Annotated in this window: 25 protein-coding genes, 1 pseudogene and 1 other annotated feature; of the genes and pseudogenes, 2 read left to right on the top strand and 24 right to left on the bottom strand. The window is 45.9% G+C overall.

From position 1 onward, the window contains the following. Positions 1-120 precede the first annotated feature (120 nt). The 10 genes from VSQ32_12815 to VSQ32_12860 all read right to left on the bottom strand — a co-directional run bounded on the left by VSQ32_12815 (position 121) and on the right by VSQ32_12860 (position 5,310). Positions 121-1,317, bottom strand: coding sequence for a hypothetical protein (locus tag VSQ32_12815; protein ID MEH2943717.1), 1,197 nt, complete (start codon positions 1,315-1,317; stop codon positions 121-123). An 85-nt stretch (positions 1,318-1,402) separates the two neighbouring features. Continuing rightward, a complete protein-coding gene (locus tag VSQ32_12820; GenBank protein MEH2943718.1) occupies positions 1,403-1,720 on the bottom strand; it encodes a DUF6142 family protein in 318 nt (105 codons plus the stop codon). Then, positions 1,692-2,126, bottom strand: coding sequence for a VanZ family protein (locus tag VSQ32_12825; protein ID MEH2943719.1), 435 nt, complete (start codon positions 2,124-2,126; stop codon positions 1,692-1,694). The genes VSQ32_12820 and VSQ32_12825 overlap by 29 nt, the downstream gene beginning before the upstream one ends. A gap of 56 nt (positions 2,127-2,182) precedes the next feature. Then, positions 2,183-2,335 (bottom strand): hypothetical protein, encoded by a 153-nt coding sequence (locus VSQ32_12830; protein ID MEH2943720.1) that lies wholly within the window; start codon positions 2,333-2,335, stop codon positions 2,183-2,185. Between the two features lie 2 nt (positions 2,336-2,337). Then, positions 2,338-3,024, bottom strand: a complete 687-nt coding sequence (gene pyrE / locus VSQ32_12835; GenBank protein MEH2943721.1) for an orotate phosphoribosyltransferase — start codon at positions 3,022-3,024, stop codon at positions 2,338-2,340. Between the two features lie 189 nt (positions 3,025-3,213). After that, a complete protein-coding gene (locus tag VSQ32_12840) occupies positions 3,214-3,399 on the bottom strand; it encodes a hypothetical protein (GenBank protein MEH2943722.1) in 186 nt (61 codons plus the stop codon). Between the two features lie 76 nt (positions 3,400-3,475). Then, on the bottom strand, positions 3,476-3,955 hold the full coding sequence (locus VSQ32_12845) for a SpoVA/SpoVAEb family sporulation membrane protein (GenBank protein MEH2943723.1): 480 nt from the start codon (positions 3,953-3,955) through the stop codon (positions 3,476-3,478). Between the two features lie 24 nt (positions 3,956-3,979). Continuing rightward, entirely contained in the window at positions 3,980-4,405 is a 426-nt protein-coding gene (locus VSQ32_12850) for a stage V sporulation protein AB (GenBank protein ID MEH2943724.1), read from the bottom strand. Beyond that, positions 4,395-5,045 (bottom strand): stage V sporulation protein AA, encoded by a 651-nt coding sequence (locus VSQ32_12855; GenBank protein ID MEH2943725.1) that lies wholly within the window; start codon positions 5,043-5,045, stop codon positions 4,395-4,397. The genes VSQ32_12850 and VSQ32_12855 overlap by 11 nt, the downstream gene beginning before the upstream one ends. Positions 5,046-5,058: 13 nt before the next feature. Further along, the gene (locus VSQ32_12860) at positions 5,059-5,310 is read right to left on the bottom strand and encodes a hypothetical protein (GenBank protein ID MEH2943726.1); all 252 of its coding nucleotides are present in this window, start codon (positions 5,308-5,310) and stop codon (positions 5,059-5,061) included. Between the two features lie 138 nt (positions 5,311-5,448). Between VSQ32_12860 and VSQ32_12865 the strand changes: the two genes are divergently transcribed. Beyond that, entirely contained in the window at positions 5,449-5,982 is a 534-nt protein-coding gene (locus VSQ32_12865; GenBank protein MEH2943727.1) for a Uma2 family endonuclease, read from the top strand. A gap of 112 nt (positions 5,983-6,094) precedes the next feature. Here VSQ32_12865 and VSQ32_12870 read toward each other — a convergent pair whose 3' ends face one another. From VSQ32_12870 to VSQ32_12895, 6 genes are all read right to left on the bottom strand, one after another. Continuing rightward, positions 6,095-6,874, bottom strand: coding sequence for a SigF/SigG family RNA polymerase sporulation sigma factor (locus VSQ32_12870; protein ID MEH2943728.1), 780 nt, complete (start codon positions 6,872-6,874; stop codon positions 6,095-6,097). 17 nt (positions 6,875-6,891) lie between these two features. Continuing rightward, complete coding sequence (gene spoIIAB, locus VSQ32_12875) at positions 6,892-7,323, bottom strand: anti-sigma F factor (protein MEH2943729.1); 432 nt, start codon at positions 7,321-7,323, stop codon at positions 6,892-6,894. Between the two features lie 10 nt (positions 7,324-7,333). After that, entirely contained in the window at positions 7,334-7,654 is a 321-nt protein-coding gene (locus VSQ32_12880) for an anti-sigma factor antagonist (protein ID MEH2943730.1), read from the bottom strand. Positions 7,655-7,768: 114 nt separating this feature from the next. Beyond that, positions 7,769-9,091, bottom strand: a complete 1,323-nt coding sequence (locus tag VSQ32_12885; GenBank protein MEH2943731.1) for a tetratricopeptide repeat protein — start codon at positions 9,089-9,091, stop codon at positions 7,769-7,771. Between the two features lie 32 nt (positions 9,092-9,123). Then, positions 9,124-9,264: a hypothetical protein gene (locus tag VSQ32_12890; protein MEH2943732.1), complete on the bottom strand. Its 141-nt coding sequence runs from the start codon at positions 9,262-9,264 to the stop codon at positions 9,124-9,126. Continuing rightward, entirely contained in the window at positions 9,257-10,570 is a 1,314-nt protein-coding gene (locus tag VSQ32_12895) for a folylpolyglutamate synthase/dihydrofolate synthase family protein (protein MEH2943733.1), read from the bottom strand. The genes VSQ32_12890 and VSQ32_12895 overlap by 8 nt, the downstream gene beginning before the upstream one ends. 374 nt (positions 10,571-10,944) lie before the next feature. On the opposite strand from VSQ32_12895, the pseudogene VSQ32_12900 reads away from it, so the two are divergent. Further along, positions 10,945-11,646 (top strand): annotated as a pseudogene (locus VSQ32_12900) (response regulator transcription factor). Between the two features lie 157 nt (positions 11,647-11,803). On the opposite strand, the gene VSQ32_12905 reads toward VSQ32_12900, so the two are convergent. The 8 genes from VSQ32_12905 to VSQ32_12940 form a co-directional block, all read right to left on the bottom strand. Further along, positions 11,804-13,159 (bottom strand): FapA family protein, encoded by a 1,356-nt coding sequence (locus VSQ32_12905; GenBank protein MEH2943734.1) that lies wholly within the window; start codon positions 13,157-13,159, stop codon positions 11,804-11,806. Between the two features lie 112 nt (positions 13,160-13,271). Further along, a complete protein-coding gene (locus VSQ32_12910) occupies positions 13,272-15,929 on the bottom strand; it encodes a valine--tRNA ligase (protein ID MEH2943735.1) in 2,658 nt (885 codons plus the stop codon). Positions 15,930-16,405: 476 nt separating this feature from the next. Further along, positions 16,406-16,635: a binding site (T-box leader), on the bottom strand. 146 nt (positions 16,636-16,781) lie between these two features. Then, positions 16,782-17,837 carry a DMT family transporter gene (locus tag VSQ32_12915; protein MEH2943736.1) on the bottom strand — a complete coding sequence of 352 codons (1,056 nt, stop codon included), beginning with the start codon at positions 17,835-17,837 and terminating at the stop codon, positions 16,782-16,784. Beyond that, positions 17,834-18,238 carry a hypothetical protein gene (locus VSQ32_12920; protein MEH2943737.1) on the bottom strand — a complete coding sequence of 135 codons (405 nt, stop codon included), beginning with the start codon at positions 18,236-18,238 and terminating at the stop codon, positions 17,834-17,836. Before VSQ32_12920 ends, VSQ32_12915 begins: the two co-directional genes overlap by 4 nt. A gap of 43 nt (positions 18,239-18,281) precedes the next feature. After that, complete coding sequence (locus VSQ32_12925) at positions 18,282-18,500, bottom strand: hypothetical protein (GenBank protein ID MEH2943738.1); 219 nt, start codon at positions 18,498-18,500, stop codon at positions 18,282-18,284. 74 nt (positions 18,501-18,574) lie between these two features. Then, positions 18,575-18,943, bottom strand: a complete 369-nt coding sequence (locus VSQ32_12930) for a DNA methyltransferase (GenBank protein MEH2943739.1) — start codon at positions 18,941-18,943, stop codon at positions 18,575-18,577. Positions 18,944-19,089: 146 nt separating this feature from the next. After that, positions 19,090-19,566 (bottom strand): AvaI/BsoBI family type II restriction endonuclease, encoded by a 477-nt coding sequence (locus VSQ32_12935; GenBank protein MEH2943740.1) that lies wholly within the window; start codon positions 19,564-19,566, stop codon positions 19,090-19,092. A 46-nt stretch (positions 19,567-19,612) separates the two neighbouring features. After that, a complete protein-coding gene (locus VSQ32_12940; GenBank protein MEH2943741.1) occupies positions 19,613-20,221 on the bottom strand; it encodes a TetR/AcrR family transcriptional regulator in 609 nt (202 codons plus the stop codon). Positions 20,222-20,233 lie beyond the last annotated feature (12 nt).

Below are 20,233 nucleotides of genomic sequence, written 5' to 3' on the forward strand. Positions count from 1 at the left end.
CTTATCTGCTTTGTTTTCATGTCTTAAAATCCTTGTTATCCACATCCACCTCCTGTAAGTCCGGCTCAACCGGGCCTTTGCCCTATTGGAATCAAGATTTTGAACTTGTTTCGCAATTACCTAAATATAACTGTTAGTAATCTGTGTGGCCATGTTCGCGTAATATACGTTCAGTTTCTGCTGCTTCTCCGTATACTGCCATGCATAAGGGCTGGTCTTCGGCTCAAAGCCTGTTTCCCCGAAGGTCTCCACCACCGCAGGCCCGGCATACCAGGCCGCCTCTGTTTTCCGGGCCTCATAAGCAGTTTTCAGCACTTCCAGCCGGCGCTCCACCAGCGATTTATCCAGATACATTGCCCTGTCAGCCTTGTGGTCATACTCATACTGGCGGTTGGGAGAGGTGCTTTCCACCGACCGGCTTCCGTTCCCTCTGCCGGAAAAGGAAATCTCAGCGCTTCGCATCATCACCGGCTGCAGGCCCATCTTCTCAAAATTTTTCACCGCCGCCCGCATCATACGCTCAAATCCAATGGGATAACGCAAATCTACGAATTTCTTTTTAGACAAATCCTTTCCTGTCACTTCAAATCCAATGCGGTACCCCTCCGTACAGGTATCTGCCATGGCCTGAATCTGTTCCTCCGGCAGGCTGTTCAGAAATTCTGCTGTCTTTCTCTCATTGTCAGTAATATAAGCACCGTAGCGGTACAGATACCCCAAATCCTCCAGATTGCTGTCCATAATAATTCCGGTATAAAAATCCAGTTCCGGCCGGGTCTGGGCCAGCACGCCCGTTTCCGTAAACACTTCCCCGTAATCATGGAAAAACCAGTATATCATCTGCCTGATTTCCCGCTCCTTCGGCAGTTCTTCTCCCTCAAAGGCATTATAAATCTCCACCAGCAGTTCGCTGAAAATAGTAATATCGTAAATCCTGCTCTCAAATGCATAAGGAATCAGGGAACGGAAATCTGCATACAGCGCGCTTAGCAGCTTTCCAAATCCTTCTCCCAGCTTTTCCGCCGCATACGCAGGGCTGGCATAACTTGCCCCGTAATGCTCCGGCAGCACCTCCCGGTACAGCCTCCGGTTCTCCTCCGCCCGTTCTTCCAGGCTTTTCTGCTCCCAGCCGCCCTGGAAAATTTCTTCTTCCAGACTGCCCAGTTCTCTCAGAAGAGCCGCCGCCTGTCGGAAATAACCCCGGTACGGCTCCCGCACTGTTTCTTCTGTCTCAATCTGTTCCAGTCGTCCCATACACAGGAGAAAACGTTCCTCCACTTCTTCCCGGTATGGCTGCCATATTTCCCGATAACCCACAAAATCATCCTTTCCTGTTCGTATGTGCCTGTGCTCTAATCGCATCTCTGTTCATTCCGGAATATTCTGATTGCTCCGAAGACTGTTAAAAACCGGATATATAGATCATAATCCAGCCTGCCAGCACAATGCCGGAACAGATGCTTCCCAGCACCGGAAAGAGTTTATAGCTTTCTTCCCGCAGACTTGTAATCCCAATCAGCAGCGACACCATTGTCATCAGCAATGCAAACAGCCCTGCGCTTCCAATATAGACGCTGGCATTTCCGCTGCTCCGTATGGAAAAAACCACCATTCCAATCCCCATCAGGGCAGACAGAACTGCCAGGAAAAGGGACAGTTTCCCCCGCCTGGAATGCTTTTTCCCCGCAAATTTATAACTGTTTTTTTTCTTTCGTCTCATAGCTTCTCCTTATTCGGTTCATCCAGTAAAAAATCAGGCAGCCCAAAGCACCGCCAATGGTGTTCAGCAGCATATCGTCCACATCAAAACTCCCCACTTTGGACACTAACTGAATGGTCTCCACCATCAGACTGAATTCAAAACTGAAAAACACGGTATATAAAAAGGAACGACACCTGGGATACAGCACCGGAAGAAAAAATCCGAAGGGAATAAAGGCCACAATATTTCCCAGCAGATTTAAAAGCACTGCTTTGGTTCCCAGAGAATGGCGATGCACAATGAAACGTCTGATTTCCTTAAACAGCTCCAGATTGTAATGATAAGTTCTCCCCTCGAAAGTACGCCCCGTACTTTCCGCAAAGAACAGAAAATATGTCAGGCAAATAATATAGACTCCGAACATAATCCTGCTGCATATCCGGAGTATTTTTTTATAATCATTTTTCAATTCTTCAACCCTTAAAATATAATATCCGCTTTACACTTTAAGATTCTCGCTCCGCTCACAATTGCCAGGACGCCGCAGGCAATGCCGCTCACCAGGGCAACAACGCCCAGGGCAATATTGCCGGCTCCTGTAATACTCATGGTCTTGTATATTTTCTCATTCATGCTCAAACCTCCTGCTGTTTTGCTCCATACTGAGCATAATACCGGTCTATGGCCGCTTTCATTTCATCATTAATATATATATTTCCATTATATGGCTTATTATGCAGACATTCCACCACATCTGCCATGGTCACAATGGCGTTGGTATCAAAACCGTACAGCTCCCGGATTTCCTCCAGCGCACTCTGTTCCCCTTTTCCCCGCTCCATCCGGTTCAGAGATACAATCAGACCCTTAATCTCTATCTGAGCCTGAGCCCGGATAATGGGTACCGTCTCCTCCATGGATTTCCCGGAAGTGGTAACATCCTCAATAATCACCACCCGGTCACCGTCAGCCAGCTTACTTCCCAGCAGAATTCCGGTATCTCCGTGATCCTTGACTTCTTTCCGGTTGGAACAGTAACGGATTTCCTTTCCATACAGCCTGCTGTATGCCATGGTAGTGGCAACGCTTAAGGGAATCCCCTTGTAGGCAGGCCCAAACAGTACATCGAAATCGTCTCCGTAATGCTCATGAATGGCTCTGGCATAATATTCTCCCAGCCTGTCAAGCTGGGCCCCTGTCACATAAGCTCCCGCATTCATAAAAAAGGGAGATTTTCTTCCGCTCTTTAAAACAAATTCGCCAAACTTTAATACCTGGCAGTCTACCATAAATTCTATAAATTCTTTCTTGTACTGTTCCATTTTATCTCAAATCCTCCTGTCCGGCTTCCAGGGAAACCGGCCTGTCCGCATGGTTTCCAAACTTCACGTTTATACTATCATAAAACCCGGCGGTACGCAATTGCTATTTCGCAAAAAGAATGAGCGGAAAAAAGATTTGGTTCGGGGATTCCGCACCAAATCTTTTTTATTTGCAGTCCGTATATAATTTCACAGAAAATTGCGCTCCAGTTCTGATACAAGCTGCTGCATTTCTGCCTTGGAAGTTACATTTCTGGCAGCTTCCACCACCTGCTTTTTCTCCGATTCATCCATCTGTGCATAGACAGACAGAGCTTTTTCATTCAGGCCAAGCTGGAAGCTCAGTCCGATGGGCATATCGTATTTATTTTCCATGATGTTCCCCTTCCTCTGACATATAACAGTAGTATAGACCGGAAAACAGCAGATTATACCTTATATTGGGAATTTTTCAGAACCATCCCATACTGATACCGGCCCAGTAAATCAGCCCCAGCACCCAGCTGGTAAAGATTCCGTACAGAATCACCGGCCCGGCAATGGTGAAAATCTTGCAGCCAATCCCGAATACCTGGCCTTCCTTCTGAAATTCAATGGCCGGAGCCGCCACGGAATTGGCAAATCCTGTAATGGGTACCAGCGCTCCGGCGCCGCCCCAGTTGGCAATGGAAGGATAAATATTGCATCCTGTCAGCAGCACACTTAAAAATACCAGCAGCATACTGCACCAGCTTCCGGCAGTTTCTTTATCCAGTCCAAAGGTATCTGTTGCAAGATTCAGAATAATCTGGCCCACAATGCAGATAATTCCTCCGGTAATAAATGCTTTTATCATATTGGCCGGAAGGGAATGGGTGGGCGTCACCTGTCTGACGTATTCATTATATTCCTGATTTTTCTTTTCCTTCTGTTCCATGGTTTCCTGTGCCATGTCCATACCTCGCTTTCATCCTGACTATATTTGCTGCATATGATTATAGTAAAAATACAGTGCGCCCAGCGCTTTTCCCAGAGCCATGAAAAACAGCATCCAGCTCAGTCCCTCTTTGATTCCCAGACGTCGGAACATAATGGGAAAAGTATTTAAAATTTCCGCAAGCGCCACCGCCAGACACCCGGTAAAAATTCCGGCCGACAGGCCGAACAGAACCACTGCCCATATTCCCAGAGGCACCTGTATCTGAAACAGGGAAAGGATATTTCCCACCGCTCCGCCCAGAACCACTGCATTTTCATAGACAATAATATCCGTCGCTGTACGGCTTTTACCAATAATCCTTGGAACGACCCCTATGGAAATGATAAAGCTGAACACTCCTGCTGCAATGGCAGAACCGCCGGCCAGTCCAATAAAGCCCAAAAACACCTGTTTAATCCACATCGTTACTGGTTCCTTTTCTTCCGCAGTTTTCTATAAAAGTAGAGTCCACATCTTTTTCATAGGTGCGCATTTCCACCTGAATGGGTGTAGGGTCATGGGTGATTTTTTTATGTCCCACGTGATTGAAAAATATCATGATTCCCAGAAAGAGCCCGATGGAATAGCATACCTCCAGCGGAGTAAACCCACTGGACTCCGTGCCCGTTACCTGCCGGTAAAAATCTGCGAATACTTCACCTACGCCCACATCATTGTTAAAGGTCATAATGGTAAATGCCGAGCCGAAAAATATCAGCACGCACAGCACTGCTGTTTTTAAGTACAGCAGCCATTTGGGCTCCTGTTTCGGTTCGTATTCCAGAACAAAATCCTTTTCCCCGATATTCTGAACATCCACATTGGGAAATTCTTTTCCTATGAGTTCGATAATTTTCATGACGGAAAATACTTCCACCTGCTTTTTTTTCCTGCTCTGATTTACAGGAGTATGAAAAGTATAAACTTTCATGTTTTTTAATTTGCTGACCAGAGAGGGATTGGTGGAAGTAATTTTCGCAATATCTTTTAACGTTACGGAAGGCTCCCGTACCAGTACATTCTGCTCTGTTTTCAGGTAAAGGGTATCTGAGTTTGACGCCATAGGTTCCTCCAATCTATGCAGATTTTATCGTGCTGCCAAAGGGCCGGAAGCTCTCCACTGCTGTTTCCTCTTCCATATCTTCGCAGGGGATCTCATTCCGGGAATCTGCCGCGGTGATTCCTTCCGTATTCCGAACCAGCGTCCCTTCCGTTACCGTGGACTGATTTTCCACATAATTCACATAATAGAAAATGCCCCCCGCAATGGTAAGAATGACTGCTGCCAGAAGACAGATTCGATAAATAATACTGTGATTACGACTCATATTCTCACATCCTTTTTCCATCTTTGGAAGTAGTATGCCATCTAATCCAGAATTTATTCATCCGAAAATTCCATTTTCAATTGTATATGGTAATCTGTAAAAAAAACGTGTATAATAAAAGAAAAAGAAGGTGATTACATGGATGCGTTAAACATGGAACAAATTTATACCACGGACGATATTTATGCATTGCCCGACGGAACGCGGGCAGAACTGATTGACGGAGAAATTTACTATATGGCTCCGCCCGGCAGAACTCATCAACGTCTGGTAAGCAGGCTGAATCAGATAATTTCCAATTATATCGAATCAAATCATGGAAAATGTGAAGTTTATCCTGCTCCATTTGCCGTATTCCTGAACCAGGACAGTTTCAATTATGTGGAACCGGATATTTCTGTTATCTGCGACCCTTCCAAACTGGACGAAAAGGGCTGCCATGGCGCCCCCGACTGGATTATTGAAATCGTTTCTCCCGGAAGCAAATCCATGGACTATATGAAAAAACTTCTGAAATACTGTACCGCAGGTGTTCTGGAATACTGGATTGTGGACCCTGCCCGGAAACAGGTTCTGGTATATCAGCCGAAGCAGGAAACCATGGAGCAGTATGCTTTCGGTGAGGACATCCCGGTGGGAATCTGGGACGGATTCTCAATAAATATTCCGTAAAATATTTTACAGGATTCCGTTTTTCCGGTATCCGCAGAGGATTTTACAAAATTCCGTTTTTCCGGTATCCGCAGAGGATTTTACAGGATTCCGTTTTTTCGATATCCGCCCTTCAGTTCACCTGATTGCGCATTCTGAGCAGAATCCGCTTTTCCAGCCGGCTGACCTGTACCTGGCTGATGCCCAGTTCTCCGGCCACCTGCATCTGGGTTTTCTCACCAAAATACCGCAGTTCAATCAGCCTGCGCTCCATATCCCCCAGGTCTGCCATAAGCTGTTCCAGCAACATATGGTTGAGCAGGACTTCATGGCTGTCCCTTTCCTGGGGGATACGGTCCGCCAGACAGGTCTCTTTTCCATCGGCAGGCGAACATGTCTTATAGATGGATTCCACTTCTCCGTTGGCCTCCAGCGCCATAACAATCTCCTCTCTGGGAAATCCTGTTTCTTCTGAAATTTCCTGCAGGGTAGGCTCCCGGCTCAGGGATGCCTGCAGTTTCTCTCTTGCCTGCTTTATTTTCGCACCGCTTTCTTTCAGGCTCCGGCTCACCCGAATCATTCCGTCGTCCCGCAGAAACCGTTTGATTTCCCCGGTAATCATGGGAACAGCGTACGTGGAAAATTTCACGTCAAAGTTCAGATCAAACTTGTCAATGGCTTTCATCAGGCCAATGCTGCCCACCTGAAACAGTTCTTCCAGTTCATAACCCCTGCCGGAAAACCGGTGCACAATACTCCAGACCAGCCCCATATTATTCTGTACCATCCGGTCTCTGGCGTCCTTATTTCCCTGATGGGCTGCTGCCAGCAAATCCCATACCTTTTCTTTCTCTGTCTGTTTTTCTTTATATGTACATTCCTCCCTGTCTGTCTGAAACTGCTTTTCCACCATCTCACCCTTTCCTTCCGCTATCCTTTTCCTATGGTTTTGCGCATGGTCACACAGGTTCCTTTTCCCGGCTCGGAAATGATTTCCACCTCGTCCATAAATGCTTCCATAAATGCAAACCCCATGCCGGACCGTTCCAGTTCCGGTTTGGTAGTAAACAGGGGCTCTCTGGCCTGTGCAATATCCTGAATTCCTTTTCCGGTATCTATCACGGAAAGCTCCACCTGCTGTCCTCTGGTGCTGCACTGAATCCAGATACTGCCCCCTTTCTGCTCATATCCGTGAATGATACAGTTGGTAACCGCCTCGCTGACTGCCGTTTTAATGTCTGCAAGCTCGTCCACCGTGGGATTCAGCTCCGCCACAAAAGCGCCCACCGTAACTCTTGCAAAACCTTCGTTGGAAGATGACGCCGAAAATTCCATCTTCATCTCGTTTTTTGTCTGTTCCATAAAATCCTCCTTATAAGCCTTCTTCCTGTTCCACTTCCATAATTTTCTGCAGACCGGACAGCTTAAACACCCGCTCTATCTGCCTGTTCAGATGAACTGCCTTCACAAAGCCCCCGGAAAAACGCACATTTTTGCACCTGCCGATAATTACCCCGATACCGGAGCTGTCCATAAAACAGGTATCCTGAAAATCAAATACCAGACTGCGCACCGGATATTTCACTATCAGTCCGTCCGCTTCCTCCTTTAAAATTTCTGCCTGATGATGGTCCAGTTCCCTGGGCATTTTTAAAATCAGGCATCCGTAGTCTTTTTCAAATCTGTAATCCATATTTCCCTTCCTTTCCTGAGCTGCCCTGAACACATAAAAGAGCCGGCCCTGTAACATATAAAAGACGCCATGGTGTCATGACGTCTTTTGTACTCTTTCCTGCTATTCTCTTTTCTATGGCTGCTGCTCCATCTCATCCAGATATTGCTGGGATTTTCTGGCCCGCGAGGTGCCAGGATGGAGTTCCACCATTTTCTGATAATATTTTTTTGCGTTATCCATATCTCCGGTCTGGCGATATGACTGGGCAAGATAATAAATGGCATACCCGTCGTTATAATCTTCCTCCGACTGTACCACCTTTTCCAGCCCGGTAATTGCCTCCGGAAAACGGTTTGCCCGGTAATCCTGTTCTGCCTGAGCATAAACTGCTGAAATATACTGCTCATTTACCTGATTATTCAGCGTCTCATAAATTGCTTTCGCCTGAGTTCCCAGTAATTTGGAATCCACATTTACAATGGTATCTCCCGCGCCCTGTATATTCTGCTGAGCAAAGGCATCATAGGCCACAAGAAGCTGCTCGTAACTGTCCACAATCTTCTGAGCGTTATCGGAATCCCTTTCCTGCTTTTCAATCTGCTTATTCAGCTCTTCGATTTTATTTTCCAGAGTTTTGATTTCCTGATTCCGGGTGGTAAGGGAGTCATTGGCCGCCAGTTCTGCCTTTTTCGCATCGGATATGGCATTCTGACGAATCCCCGGAATGACCAGAAACCAGGTAATCAGCACACCGATAACCACACCGATAATCAGATTCAGAATGGTCATTACAGCAGAATTATCTTTCAGATTTGTGGGCTGGATAATAGTCTCGTTTCCGCTTCGGTAGGAGGATACTTTTTCTTCCTTTTCTTTCCGTCCTCCCTTTCCATGCTGGGAATCTCCCTGCAGATACAGGTTTACCTCCCGCAGATAACGAAGGGTGGTCATATTTCCCGTATCAATTTCCGCCGCTGTCCGCAGTTCTTTCCGGGCCAGTTCATATTTGCCCTCTTCCATATACAGCAAAGCCAGAAGCTGGTAGCCTTTTACCAGCCCCGGATTCATGGAAAGCACCTTTTTCAGCTGGATAATAGCCAGGTCTCTGCTGTCCTGGTGGCAGTAAAGCAACGCCTGATTATACTTTTTAATGGTCTGGTTGACGGAATTTAACTGGGAACGGTTGGACTGAATCTCCTCCAGATACCGTTCCGCCGGATTATCCTCCGGTTTCAGGCTCCGGCTGAGTACCCATTCGCTCAGAGCATCCGCCACTTCTCCCATTTCATAATAAATCAGCCCAAGAAGATTTCTTGCCTGAATATTGGCTTTGTAAAAACGCAGGCTTTTCTTCAGGGACTGCACTGCTCCGGACAGATCTCTTATTTTTGCTTTTTCCAGTCCGTCATTATACAACGCGTTGGATACACGAATAATTTTATTATAAGAATCCATAGATTTCCTTTCCTTACTTCAAAATCGTTCTGCTACCGCTGTCTTGCCTCCCTGATAATCTCCTGCATAATATCCGTCATATCGGTCAGATCCCGGTCATATATGGCGTCCTCAGCCTCCTCCACTTCCAGGCTGGGCTTAAATTTCTTCAATTCTTCTTCAAAATTAATCACTCTGCATACCTCCTGTCAGTTCTTCCAATTCACCTATCAGATACAGGGAGCCCGCACAGAACAGTTTCTGCCCCGGTTTCCTGCATGATAATGCATATGCAAATGCCTGTTCCGTATTCTCGATTCCCGTGATTTTCACCTTCTGATGTTTCTCTTCTGCAATCTTCCGAAAAAGTTCTGTGAGCATTCCACTGGTCAGTCCGCGGGAACCGGAGACAGTGGTAAGTATAATTTCCTCCCAGGTTCTTCCGGTAAGAAGCTGCTCCGCAGCACGTACATAATCCTTTTCCTTCACCATGGAAAACAGTAAAACAGCAGATTCCTCCGTAATCTGCCCTGCTGCCTCCAAAAACTTTTCAATTCCCGCCGGGTTATGTGCTCCGTCAAAATAAACCCCCGGCTGTACTTCCTGCATTCTCCCTTTCCATCGGACCCCTGCCATCCCCTGTAAGACTGCTTCTCCGGAGATGTGTTCTGTTTCCCTTATACATTCCAGCGCCTGCAGAGCCAATGCCGCATTCCGGGCCTGATAAGGAGCGCCAAAGGGAATCTCCACTTCCATAACATCATAACCAGAATCATATAAAAAATCAATCTTTTTTCCTGTGTTTAATAAAATTTTAATTTTCTGTCCGTCTACCGGATACTTCGGACAGTTCAGTTCATCCGCCCTCCCGGCAATTACTTTTTCCCCTTCCGGACAGGAAGTATCGTACACAACGGGAACATGATTTTTCAGAATTCCGGCTTTTTCTGCCGCGATTTTTTCGAGGGTATCCCCCAGAATCTCCGTATGCTCCAGACTGATGGATGTAATGACGGTAAGCAGCGGATGTTCCACTATATTGGTGGCGTCCAGCCTTCCGCCCAGTCCTGTTTCCAGCACTGCATATTCCACCTGATAACGGGCAAAAATCAACATGCCCATGGCAAACACGAATTCAAAAAAGGATGGATGGGGCAGCCCCTCTTTCTCCAGTTCTGCCGCTGCCTGTGCTGCCTGGTCCGCTGCCCATACCACTTCCTGAGGGGCGCAATACTTTCCGTTCACTGCAAACCTTTCTTCCAGCCGAACCAGGTGAGGCGAGGTAAACAGCCCCGTTCTCTTTCCTGCCGCCCGCAGTACACTGTCAATATATGCACAGACGCTTCCTTTTCCGTTGCTGCCCGCCACATGTATGACCTGGAAGCTGTTCTGAGGATTTCCCAGCCGGGCCAGAAATTTTCTCGTATGCTCCAGTGTATTTTTACCTGTAAATCTTGGAATGTCCAAAAGCCATTCCAGGGTTTCCTCATATGTTTTCATTTTCCTGCACCTCTTTACACTCCACCCATTATAATATAGTAACGTGTCGAAATCCAGTTTTATTTATACATAAGTACTTTTTATGTAACAGTTCAGCCCAGGACTTTGCGCCTGCTGCAAAGTCCGTGAGAATGTGTAATGGTTGAGAAGAATCCGGCCTCTTTGCCGAAGGCAAGCTGGAACAGGCCGGATTCAGTAATTATGAAGCCGAAGGCTGAATAGTTACCTTTTTATATAACCATTCCTTCCCATACAGATACAGCAAAATGGCAGGATTATACCGGTAAATGTCTGAAACAGAATAGAACATCTCCCGTCTGTGGTGTATCATTATACTGTAACTGCACATCCAACGGAAGGGATTAAGGAGCATTATGGATAAAATTATTCTTATATCTGACAGCAAATCTCTGTGCTTACTTATAAAAAATGTGTGGAGCAGGAAAATTATATAGTGGACATTGCCCGCAATGAAACCGAGGGTCTGGATATGACAGCAAACAACAGAGATAAATATTCTCTTATTATCCTTTATACCGAAACGCCGGATTTAAACGTCTCCCAGTTTTTGCAAAAAATCCGTAAGAAAGTTAAACTGCCTGTCCTCATGCTTACCGGAACCAGGGAAAAAGAACCTGGAATGGAATTGTCCCGCCTGCCGGAGCAGATGACTATCTGGCAAAGCCTTTTAAAATTAATGAACTGATATTCCGTATCCATTCCCTGATCAGGCGCCATACTTTCTTCTGTCCTGTTCCTGGCTTTGACATGGATAAGATTATTCTCAAAGGAATGACAATTGACAACAGACGGCGTACTGTCTCCGTAAACGGCCTGCAGGCGGAACTGACCGATAAAGAATTTGATTTGCTTTCTTTTCCTGCATTTAACAAAGGAAAAATTTTTTCAAAAAACAGATATCCGCACGGATATGGGAGAAAAATCACGCTCCTGATGACAGCAGCATTATTTCTTTTATCAACAGGCTTCAGAAAAAAACAGAACCGGATCCGGAACATCCGTCTTACATTTTAACAATCCCCGGCGCCGGATATCAGTTTAACAGCAGACTCTGATCCGCAAATCAGCAAACAGGCTGCTGCAGAATGCTGCTTATATACAGGATATGCATGAGCCCCGCATGGGCCAGATTCCATATTCTGTATACAGCGGCCATTTTGCAGCAGCCTGTTTATTCTCTGACTGCCTGATTCATCCGACAGCTATCCGCCATCAGAGGGCACACATAACAATCTTATCCATCTGCCTGATAAATTCCAGGCTGATCTGTTCTTCCTTCACATGTACTTCCAGGTCGTCAATCTCCACACTGACGCCGGGATATACATGGCCAATCACCCGGACGGTACAGCCTCTTGCCCGTTCCATCTGATCTTCCAGCTTCTCCAGTTCTGCCGTATCCTCCGCCAGAAGCGCCGTATCCCGAATTTTCACACGGAGCAGATCCGTTCTTCTGGGATCATTTTTCACGTCCTTGAGGAGTTTCAGACCATTCTCAATCTTCTCCAGATTGGCCTTCTCCACCTCGATTTTATTCCTCAGGATTCCAATTCTTCGTCTCACAGAAGAATCGTTGCCGATTCTCACATGGGTTCTGACTTCTCCGTCACTGCCCAGAGTATTTACCACCATGCCCTGAATTGCGCCCACTTCGCCGCCTACAATACTGGCTTTCTTTCCATCCAGCAAAATGCTCTCCCCGCAGGACACCTGACAGTTCAGAAATACATCTGCCCGAATGGAGCCGTTGGCATGTACCCGTGTATATTCAAAAAACTTTGCGGAAATATTTCCTCTGGTGGTAATGACTGCCCTGGAAGCTCCCATAACACCACTTCTGAGCACAATATCCTTGCCGGCTTCAATTTTAGCGCCTTCTACCACTCCGTCTATGGTCACTGTCCCGGTTGCTTTCACGGTCACACCGCTGCAGACCGTTCCATGAATGATCACATCGCCCCGGAAGTCAATGTTCCCGATGGATAAATCCACATCGCCGTTCACCTCATATACCGGAAGGATGGTAATGCGGTCGCTGCTCTTTTCTATCTTACCGTCCATCAGGGATATGTAGGACGTTCCATCTTCAGAACGCTCAAATCCTTTTCCACGCAGCGGAACCAGATCCCGGCCTCTCTTTGCCAGCACCGGTTTCCCTTTCAGATTCATACCGTCAACTCCGGGAATGGCCTTGTGATATACAGCAATTTCCTGTCCTTCGGTTACAATTTCCACCATCTTAATGCTCCAGTAATCCACGGAGCCATCGGGACACAGCTTCGGTTTTTTGCTGAAATTCACATCAAATTTATATTCATAATAACCGTCAACGCCATCCCGCGGACGATCTCCCTGTGCAATCAGTATTTCACGATTGTAAATCTGATTCTCTATTACATTGTTAAGCGCCTCTTCCTGAATTCCGTATGACACACCGCTCTTTTCCAGCGCTTCCCGGACTTCCCGTTCCGTATAAGCATCCATAACCGGATTTGGCAGATAAAGATACGCCTGCATATTATCACGACTGACCCGTATTTGTGGTTCTTTCTTCGTCATAGTTTCCATTGCAGATTCCCCCTTGTCTGGAATTTCTGTCAACTGTCAAAATACCGCTATATATACTATACTACCAATTTTTACGTCTCGTTTCAACATATTTATGCAAATTTTAGATTTATTAATTTTTTCCAGTCATCTGGTTCAGTCGTTCCTCTACCTGGGTCATCATCTGTTCATATTTTGCAAGTTTCTCTTTTTCTTCCTGTACTTTTGCTTCCGGAGCCTTACTCAGGAATTTCTCATTGGAAAGCATTCCTCTGGAACGGGAAAGTTCTTTGGTCAGACGCTCTTTTTCTTTCTGAAGGCGCTCTTTTTCTTTTTCAAAATCCACCAGTTCTTCCAGCGGCAGATATACCACTGCTCCGGGAATTACCACGGATACGGCATCTTCTCCGATTCCTGCTCTGTCATTCTGTACATGTATTTCGCTGGCTCCTGCCAGAAGGATGCAGGCCCCTTTCATGGTCCGGAAGGTATTCTGCAGCGTTTCATCTTCGGTTACAATGTAGACATTTACTTTTTTACCGGGTTTTACGTCCATATCCGTTCTGATATTGCGGATTCCCTTTACCAGATCTTTCACATGCTCCACAGCTTCTTCTATTTCGGGGAAGTGCCATTCTTCCCGGTATTCCGGCCATCGGGACAGCATAATGGTGTCTTCTTCTTCCTGCAGCGTGCAGAAAATTTCTTCTGTAATAAAAGGCATGTAGGGATGGAGTAATTTTAACGCCTGAATCAGCACCGTCTTAAGGGTCCAAATTGCCACTTTTGCAGATTCCGGGTTTTCGTCCTTTTTAAAGGTTCTTGCCTTGGCAATCTCAATATACCAGTCGCAGAATTCATCCCATATGAAATCATACACTTTCTGCACTGCAATTCCAAGCTCAAATTTATCCATATTTTCCGTCACATCTGCTGCCAGAGTATTCACTTTTGACAAAATCCATCGGTCTCCCAGCGCCAGTTCTGACAGGGAGGGATCTTCCATTTTCCCTTCCGCAAGATTCATCATGATAAATCTTGACGCATTCCATATTTTATTTGCAAAGTTCCTGGAAGATTCCACTCTTTCCCAATAAAAGCGCATATCATTGCCCGGAGCATTTCCGGTTACCAGCGTCAGGCGCAGAGCGTCAGCTCCGTATTTGTCAATTACTTCCAGGGGATCAATGCCGTTTCCAAGGGATTTGCTCATTTTCCTTCCCTGAGAATCACGAATCAGTCCGTGGAACAGAACCGTATGGAAAGGTTTCTCTCCCATCTGCTCATAACCGGAGAAAATCATGCGGATAACCCAGAAGAAAATAATATCGTACCCCGTTACCAGCACGTCGTTGGGATAAAAATAATCCAGTTCTTCTGTTTTTTCCGGCCAGCCCAGTGTGGAAAAGGGCCACAGGGCAGAGGAAAACCAGGTGTCCAGAGTGTCTTCGTCCTGGGTCATATGGGCGCAGCCGCATTTGGGGCATTTACCAGGGTTTTCTCTGGCAACCACAAGTTCTCCGCAGTCCGCACAGTAGTAGGCGGGAATCCGGTGCCCCCACCAGAGCTGTCTGGAAATACACCAGTCCCGGATATTGTCTGTCCAGTTAAAATATATTTTATCCATGCGTTCCGGCAGGAGGGTAATCTCTCCTTTTCGTACTGCCTCTGCCGCCGGCCGAATCAGCTCATCCATTTTCACAAACCACTGCTGCTTTACCATGGGTTCTACGGTGGTATTACAGCGGTCATGGGTTCCCACATTGTGGGAATGGGGCACTACCTTTACCAGAAGCCCCTGTTCCTCCAGCTCCTGTACCATCAGTTTCCGGGCTTCGTAACGGTCCATGCCCTGGTATTTCCCGCCATTTCCGTTAATGGTGGCGTCGTCGTTCAGCACATTGATTTCCGGCAGGTTATGGCGTTTACCCACCTCAAAGTCATTGGGGTCATGGGCAGGTGTGATTTTCACACATCCTGTTCCGAATTCTTTGTCCACATAATGGTCTGCCACAACGGGAATTTCCCGGCCCACCAGGGGCAGAATCAGTGTCTTGCCGATAATATCCTGATAACGCTCATCCTCCGGATTTACCGCCACTGCAGTATCTCCCAGCAGTGTTTCCGGTCTGGTGGTGGCAATTTCCACAAATCTTCCTTCTTCTCCTTTTACCGGATAATTAATATGCCAGAAGAACCCGTCCTGTTCCTGGTGCTCCACTTCCGCGTCAGAAATGGAAGTCTTACATACGGGACACCAGTTTACTATCCGGGAACCCTTGTAAATCAGGCCTTTTTCATATAATTTGATAAATACTTCCTGTACCGCCTGGGAGCAGCCTTCGTCCATGGTAAAACGTTCTCTGTCCCAGTCTGCGGAGGAACCCATTTTCTTAAGCTGCTTTACAATTCTCCCGCCGTATTCTTCTTTCCATTCCCATACTTTTTCCAGAAATCCTTCCCGGCCCAGATCCTTTTTGTCAATTCCCTGTGCCTTCAGAGATTCGATGACCTTTACTTCCGTGGAAATGGATGCATGGTCCGTACCCGGCTGCCACAGGGCATTGTACCCCTGCATACGCTTATAACGGATTAAAATATCCTGCATGGTGTTGTCCAGAGCATGGCCCATATGAAGCTGCCCGGTGATATTGGGCGGAGGCATCACAATAGTAAAGGGTTTTTTGCTTCTGTCCACTTCTGCGTGGAAATATTTATTTTCTTCCCATTTCTGATAGAGACGGTCTTCAATGGATTTTGGGTCATAGGTTTTGGCTAATTCTTTTTTCATGTCTGTTCTCCTTATGGTTTATTTCATAAAAATCTGCCTTGCCGCGCGCGAGCGGATTGCGCTGCAATAAACTTCCTCTCCGCGAGCTGCGCATCCCACCCGTAGGGCTTTATCTTATAGAAAATCAATATCCTTTAGCACTTCACAGTGACACAGTATTTCCTGTAAGAGAACAAAGTGGGCAAACCCGCTTCAACTCCCCTGCCCCTCAATCCTGAGGGGCGCTGGACATCCTGTGGATGTCCGTTTAGCGCGGACCGAAGCGGCGCGTAGTCTTGCACACTTTGTCGCGCCATTTGCGGTGCGTCAGAGCATACGCAGTATGCTGAACGTATCGCGTTTAAGCACAATTGCGAAGCAATATATACCTCTTGTGCGAGTGCACATCCTATTTTTGTCTTATAGGAAAGACACTTTCATGCTTTAGCGTGACAAGGTCTTTCCTATTAAGATAAAAAACGCCCTTTACCACACCGGTAAAGGGCGACTTATCGCGGTACCACCTTTATTTATGCTCTGCACAAAGCACATCTTTATATCCTGTAACGGGGATGGGCCGGGAAAGCCTAATAAGACAGATTCTTCCGTTCAGTTCTCCGGTTCAAAAGCTACCTTCCGCAATTCTTTCCTGAGACAGCCTTCCAGCCTGTGGGCCATCCTCTCTGACAGGGGTGTCCTGCGTACTCCTCTTTCTCATAACCTCTGCATTCATATGATGTTCTGTCCATTGTAAAAGCTGGCGTCCAAAATGTCAAGAGCTGCGCCGAATTTTTTTTACAAACTGTATAACAGTTCAGCCATAGCCTGTGCTCTGTGTGAATCATGCTTGCATGTATGAACACAGAACACGGGCTATGAGCGGAGCGCACCATGGGTATGTTCATGTCCGTCCAGACGGTCATGGGTATGTTCATGCAGTCCGGGACCGCCGGTGTGAATATGTGTATGAGTATGCCGGTGGGTATGCTCATGGATGTGAGCTAATGTTCCGTGCAGATGTTCGTGAGTATGAGTATGTTCGTGCTCATGGGTATGCTGCAGCGCAACCGTATCCTTTATTATCACAACCGTACTGGCAATCATAAGGGCCATTGCTCCGTAAAAACGTATCCCTGGTTTATCTCCCAGGAATATCATGCTGAAAGCCACGCCCAGAAAGGGCGCTATGGAATAATACGCGCTGGTTTTTGCAGCACCCAGATTTTTCTGAGCCATAATGTACAGTTTAATGCTCAGCCCATAAGATACGAATCCCAACAGCAGTATAGCGCAAATCCAGGGCGGCCTCGGTATATCTTCTCCCAGCAGCAGTGCCAGGAGAAAACTGCCCAGTCCGGAACAGCAACCTTTGATCACCACAATTTCCGTAGAACTTTTGTTACTTATCATTCTGGTGCAGTTATTTTCAAATCCCCAGCAGACACAGGCGCCCAGTACCAGCAGGGAACCTGTATTCCAGGTAAATGCTCCATCTCCTTCAAAAGTAAGCATCATGCTGGCTGCTGTCACCATAAGAATGGCCAGCCACAGTCTTTTTGATATGATTTCCCGGAAAATAATCAGGGCAATCAAAGAAGTCGTTACAATTTCAAAATTATTCAGCAGCGAAACATTGGCAGGACTGGTTCTGGCAATACCGGACATCAGCAATATGGGCGCGGCTATATCCAGCAGCACCATGGCAATGGTCCAGGGCAGTTCTTTTCCGGTGAGTCGTTCCTGGCTGTCTGCCTTCCCGCGAAGCTGTTCCGCCTGTCCCCAGACAGCCAGTCCCATACCCGCTCCAAAATACAGAAAAGCTGCCATCATAATTTCTCCTGCATGGTTTAACAGCAGTCTGGAAAGGGGAATATTTACGGCATACAGAGCGGCTGCCGCCAGGGCACAGAGCGTTGCTGTTTTTTTCACGTTGTCACCTCTTTTCCATATTCTGTATACCAGAAGGTTTTGAAAGAACCATTTTCTTTCATTCTGATTTTTAATTTTCTTTTATCCATATCGTAATACTTTTTCGAAGCGCTACACGCCCGAATTTTGCCATTTGCTGACTGCTGTTTCCCTTCTTCTGTCTGATTGTATAATTTTTTTACTTTAAAGCCAAATTGCTCTGCAAAAGAAGAACTCAGAAAATCCACAGGAATAACTTCTCCTCCATATCTGACATTATCATTTACAAAAGCCACCATTGCTCCCGGCTTACATATCCTGTAAAGTTCAGCATATACAAATGCCAGTTCTGTAAAATATCCTTCAACCATACGGATAACACCATTATTGTTAAGGTCTCCATTTTCTTTTCGTTTTTTCAAAGCATATAGTATCTCCCTGAACACTGCATTCTCTTTTATCACACTATATATAATCAAAACGATCTTTCAGACCCAAACCAATATAAAAGTTAGCTTTCACATTCTGAGAATCCTTTTCGTTCCTTTGAATTACTTCGATATCATTTACAACGTGATTCATTTCCTCAAGTATTACTTCTTTAGAAGAACGAATAACATTTCTTACATATTTTTTTGATAATTGCCTGCGATTATTTGTATCGTTATGTCTGTTTGCTTTCATTACTTTTGGAGATCTGCAGTCCCATCTAAGATACTGTCCCATTTTTGCTGTATAACTACAGCGTTCCAGAGAATTTATAATGCAAAGTGTAAGAAGATTCCTGGCTTTTTCAGATTTTCAGAATATCCTGACACATCTCTCCATTCTGCTATATATTGGAGAAATATTTCATTTTCTTCGGGATATGCATCGCGGGTAATCATAATATGCGGTATTCGTTTGTTATAGCCATCTGGAATCTTTAAATCCTCAATATCTTTTACAAGAGTCCTGATTTCCTCCAGATCATAAAAAAATACATCTTTTTTTGCCTTCAGACAAATCTCAGAAATTGGCATAACGTCATAACCAATACTGTTAATATTTCTCATCTGACATACCAGTGCTGTTGTTCCGGACCCCATAAAGGGATCTAAGACCCAGTCTCCTGGTTTTATGTTCATTTCGTCAAGGAGTATATTTACAAGACTGGCCGAAATCCCTCTTTGTATTTCAGCCAGCTATGCAATATATTTTTTGCTCATCTGATAGCTGACACTCTGCCGGTTAAACTTATCTGTTACCTCAAGAACCTCTGGATATTTTCTTTCTATTGCCTTTCTCTCCTTTGATAATCTATTCCCTGAACATTCATGCAGGAAAGAATCGTGCGAAGAAATTTTTCCTGTCCTAATGCTCCAATCCGATTTCTCATGGCTCCACCTGCCGCGTCGCCTCTGATAAGCAGATACCTGTATATCGTTTCATCAATATAGTTATCTCCGGCAGGTTTAAGAAATTTTTCTATCAGTTCTTCCATAGCTGCAGTCTTATCATCTTCACTCAGATATTGCAGCGATTTATCAGATAATCCGGATGCTGTAATGATAAAAGGACGCACAGAAGGCATGGTAAGAAAATCTTCAGGACCGGATGTATGGGCTACCATTGTCTTAAATGCAAGGGCATTTTTAACATATGGCTCTCCAATCCTGTTCTTTTCTAATGCAATACTAAAAAAACCGGCACGTATTTGCTCATGCGTTGTAACCAAATCCTCCGGTTTTGTAATAAACCGATTTAACATTCGTATACTCCTTTACGAAACCTGCATATCTCAATATCTTCATTATTCAGTTCAATATTTTTATAATACTCTCATACACAAAGTTCCTGGCCTCCTCACGGTTCACATCCGGAAACAGTTCTCCATGGGTCAGATAAAAAGCATAGGACACAAACTGGGAAAGAACAGCGCTCCACACCCGGAAAGCATCCCGGTCTTTCACCAGTCCTTTGTCTGCGGCCAGCTCCAGCATTTTCCCGGTCATGTCCATGGCTGCGCCGCAGTCCTCTTTCCGTCTTACCAGTTCTTTCAGAATACCGCTGCCGCTTATGGTCTTATCGCTCAAAATCCGCTCCAGCAGGGCAAAGCCCCCATATTTCCTGTGAGTGGCTTCCAGCATATCCATACCACGGAAAATAATTTCCTGAAAACTCTGGCCATTCTCGATTAATTCCATGATAATGGCAACATGTTTGGCCGCTTCGTATTGAATAGCACCCACAATCATTTCCTCTTTTGTGGCAAAGTACTCGTAAGCGGTGCCTTTTCCGATTCCGGCCTTCGCTGTGATTTCCGATACCTTCAAGGTACTCAGTTCCCGTCCGGAAGCAAACAGCTCCAGCACCGCCTCGTACATTGCCTTTACTTTCGGCGGATACAGTTTTTCTTCTTCCATGATACTCTTCCC

The organism is Lachnospiraceae bacterium JLR.KK002 (assembly GCA_036941025.1).
In the GTDB taxonomy this organism is placed as follows: Bacteria; Bacillota; Clostridia; order Lachnospirales; family Lachnospiraceae; genus Petralouisia.

Excerpts from the sequence above, each read along its gene's own strand:
- VSQ32_12820 (MEH2943718.1), bottom strand. The coding sequence starts at position 1,720 with ATGAGACGAAAGAAAAAAAACAGTTATAAATTTGCGGGGAAAAAGCAT.
- VSQ32_12825 (MEH2943719.1), bottom strand. The coding sequence starts at position 2,126 with ATGTTCGGAGTCTATATTATTTGCCTGACATATTTTCTGTTCTTTGCG.
- VSQ32_12830 (MEH2943720.1), bottom strand. The coding sequence starts at position 2,335 with ATGAATGAGAAAATATACAAGACCATGAGTATTACAGGAGCCGGCAAT.
- pyrE (MEH2943721.1), bottom strand. The coding sequence starts at position 3,024 with ATGGAACAGTACAAGAAAGAATTTATAGAATTTATGGTAGACTGCCAG.
- VSQ32_12840 (MEH2943722.1), bottom strand. The coding sequence starts at position 3,399 with ATGGAAAATAAATACGATATGCCCATCGGACTGAGCTTCCAGCTTGGC.
- VSQ32_12845 (MEH2943723.1), bottom strand. The coding sequence starts at position 3,955 with ATGGCACAGGAAACCATGGAACAGAAGGAAAAGAAAAATCAGGAATAT.
- VSQ32_12850 (MEH2943724.1), bottom strand. The coding sequence starts at position 4,405 with ATGTGGATTAAACAGGTGTTTTTGGGCTTTATTGGACTGGCCGGCGGT.
- VSQ32_12855 (MEH2943725.1), bottom strand. The coding sequence starts at position 5,045 with ATGGCGTCAAACTCAGATACCCTTTACCTGAAAACAGAGCAGAATGTA.
- VSQ32_12860 (MEH2943726.1), bottom strand. The coding sequence starts at position 5,310 with ATGAGTCGTAATCACAGTATTATTTATCGAATCTGTCTTCTGGCAGCA.
- VSQ32_12865 (MEH2943727.1), top strand. The coding sequence starts at position 5,449 with ATGGATGCGTTAAACATGGAACAAATTTATACCACGGACGATATTTAT.
- VSQ32_12870 (MEH2943728.1), bottom strand. The coding sequence starts at position 6,874 with ATGGTGGAAAAGCAGTTTCAGACAGACAGGGAGGAATGTACATATAAA.
- spoIIAB (MEH2943729.1), bottom strand. The coding sequence starts at position 7,323 with ATGGAACAGACAAAAAACGAGATGAAGATGGAATTTTCGGCGTCATCT.
- VSQ32_12880 (MEH2943730.1), bottom strand. The coding sequence starts at position 7,654 with ATGGATTACAGATTTGAAAAAGACTACGGATGCCTGATTTTAAAAATG.
- VSQ32_12885 (MEH2943731.1), bottom strand. The coding sequence starts at position 9,091 with ATGGATTCTTATAATAAAATTATTCGTGTATCCAACGCGTTGTATAAT.
- VSQ32_12895 (MEH2943733.1), bottom strand. The coding sequence starts at position 10,570 with ATGAAAACATATGAGGAAACCCTGGAATGGCTTTTGGACATTCCAAGA.
- VSQ32_12905 (MEH2943734.1), bottom strand. The coding sequence starts at position 13,159 with ATGGAAACTATGACGAAGAAAGAACCACAAATACGGGTCAGTCGTGAT.
- VSQ32_12910 (MEH2943735.1), bottom strand. The coding sequence starts at position 15,929 with ATGAAAAAAGAATTAGCCAAAACCTATGACCCAAAATCCATTGAAGAC.
- VSQ32_12925 (MEH2943738.1), bottom strand. The coding sequence starts at position 18,500 with ATGAAAGCAAACAGACATAACGATACAAATAATCGCAGGCAATTATCA.
- VSQ32_12930 (MEH2943739.1), bottom strand. The coding sequence starts at position 18,943 with ATGAACATAAAACCAGGAGACTGGGTCTTAGATCCCTTTATGGGGTCC.
- VSQ32_12935 (MEH2943740.1), bottom strand. The coding sequence starts at position 19,566 with ATGTTAAATCGGTTTATTACAAAACCGGAGGATTTGGTTACAACGCAT.
- VSQ32_12940 (MEH2943741.1), bottom strand. The coding sequence starts at position 20,221 with ATGGAAGAAGAAAAACTGTATCCGCCGAAAGTAAAGGCAATGTACGAG.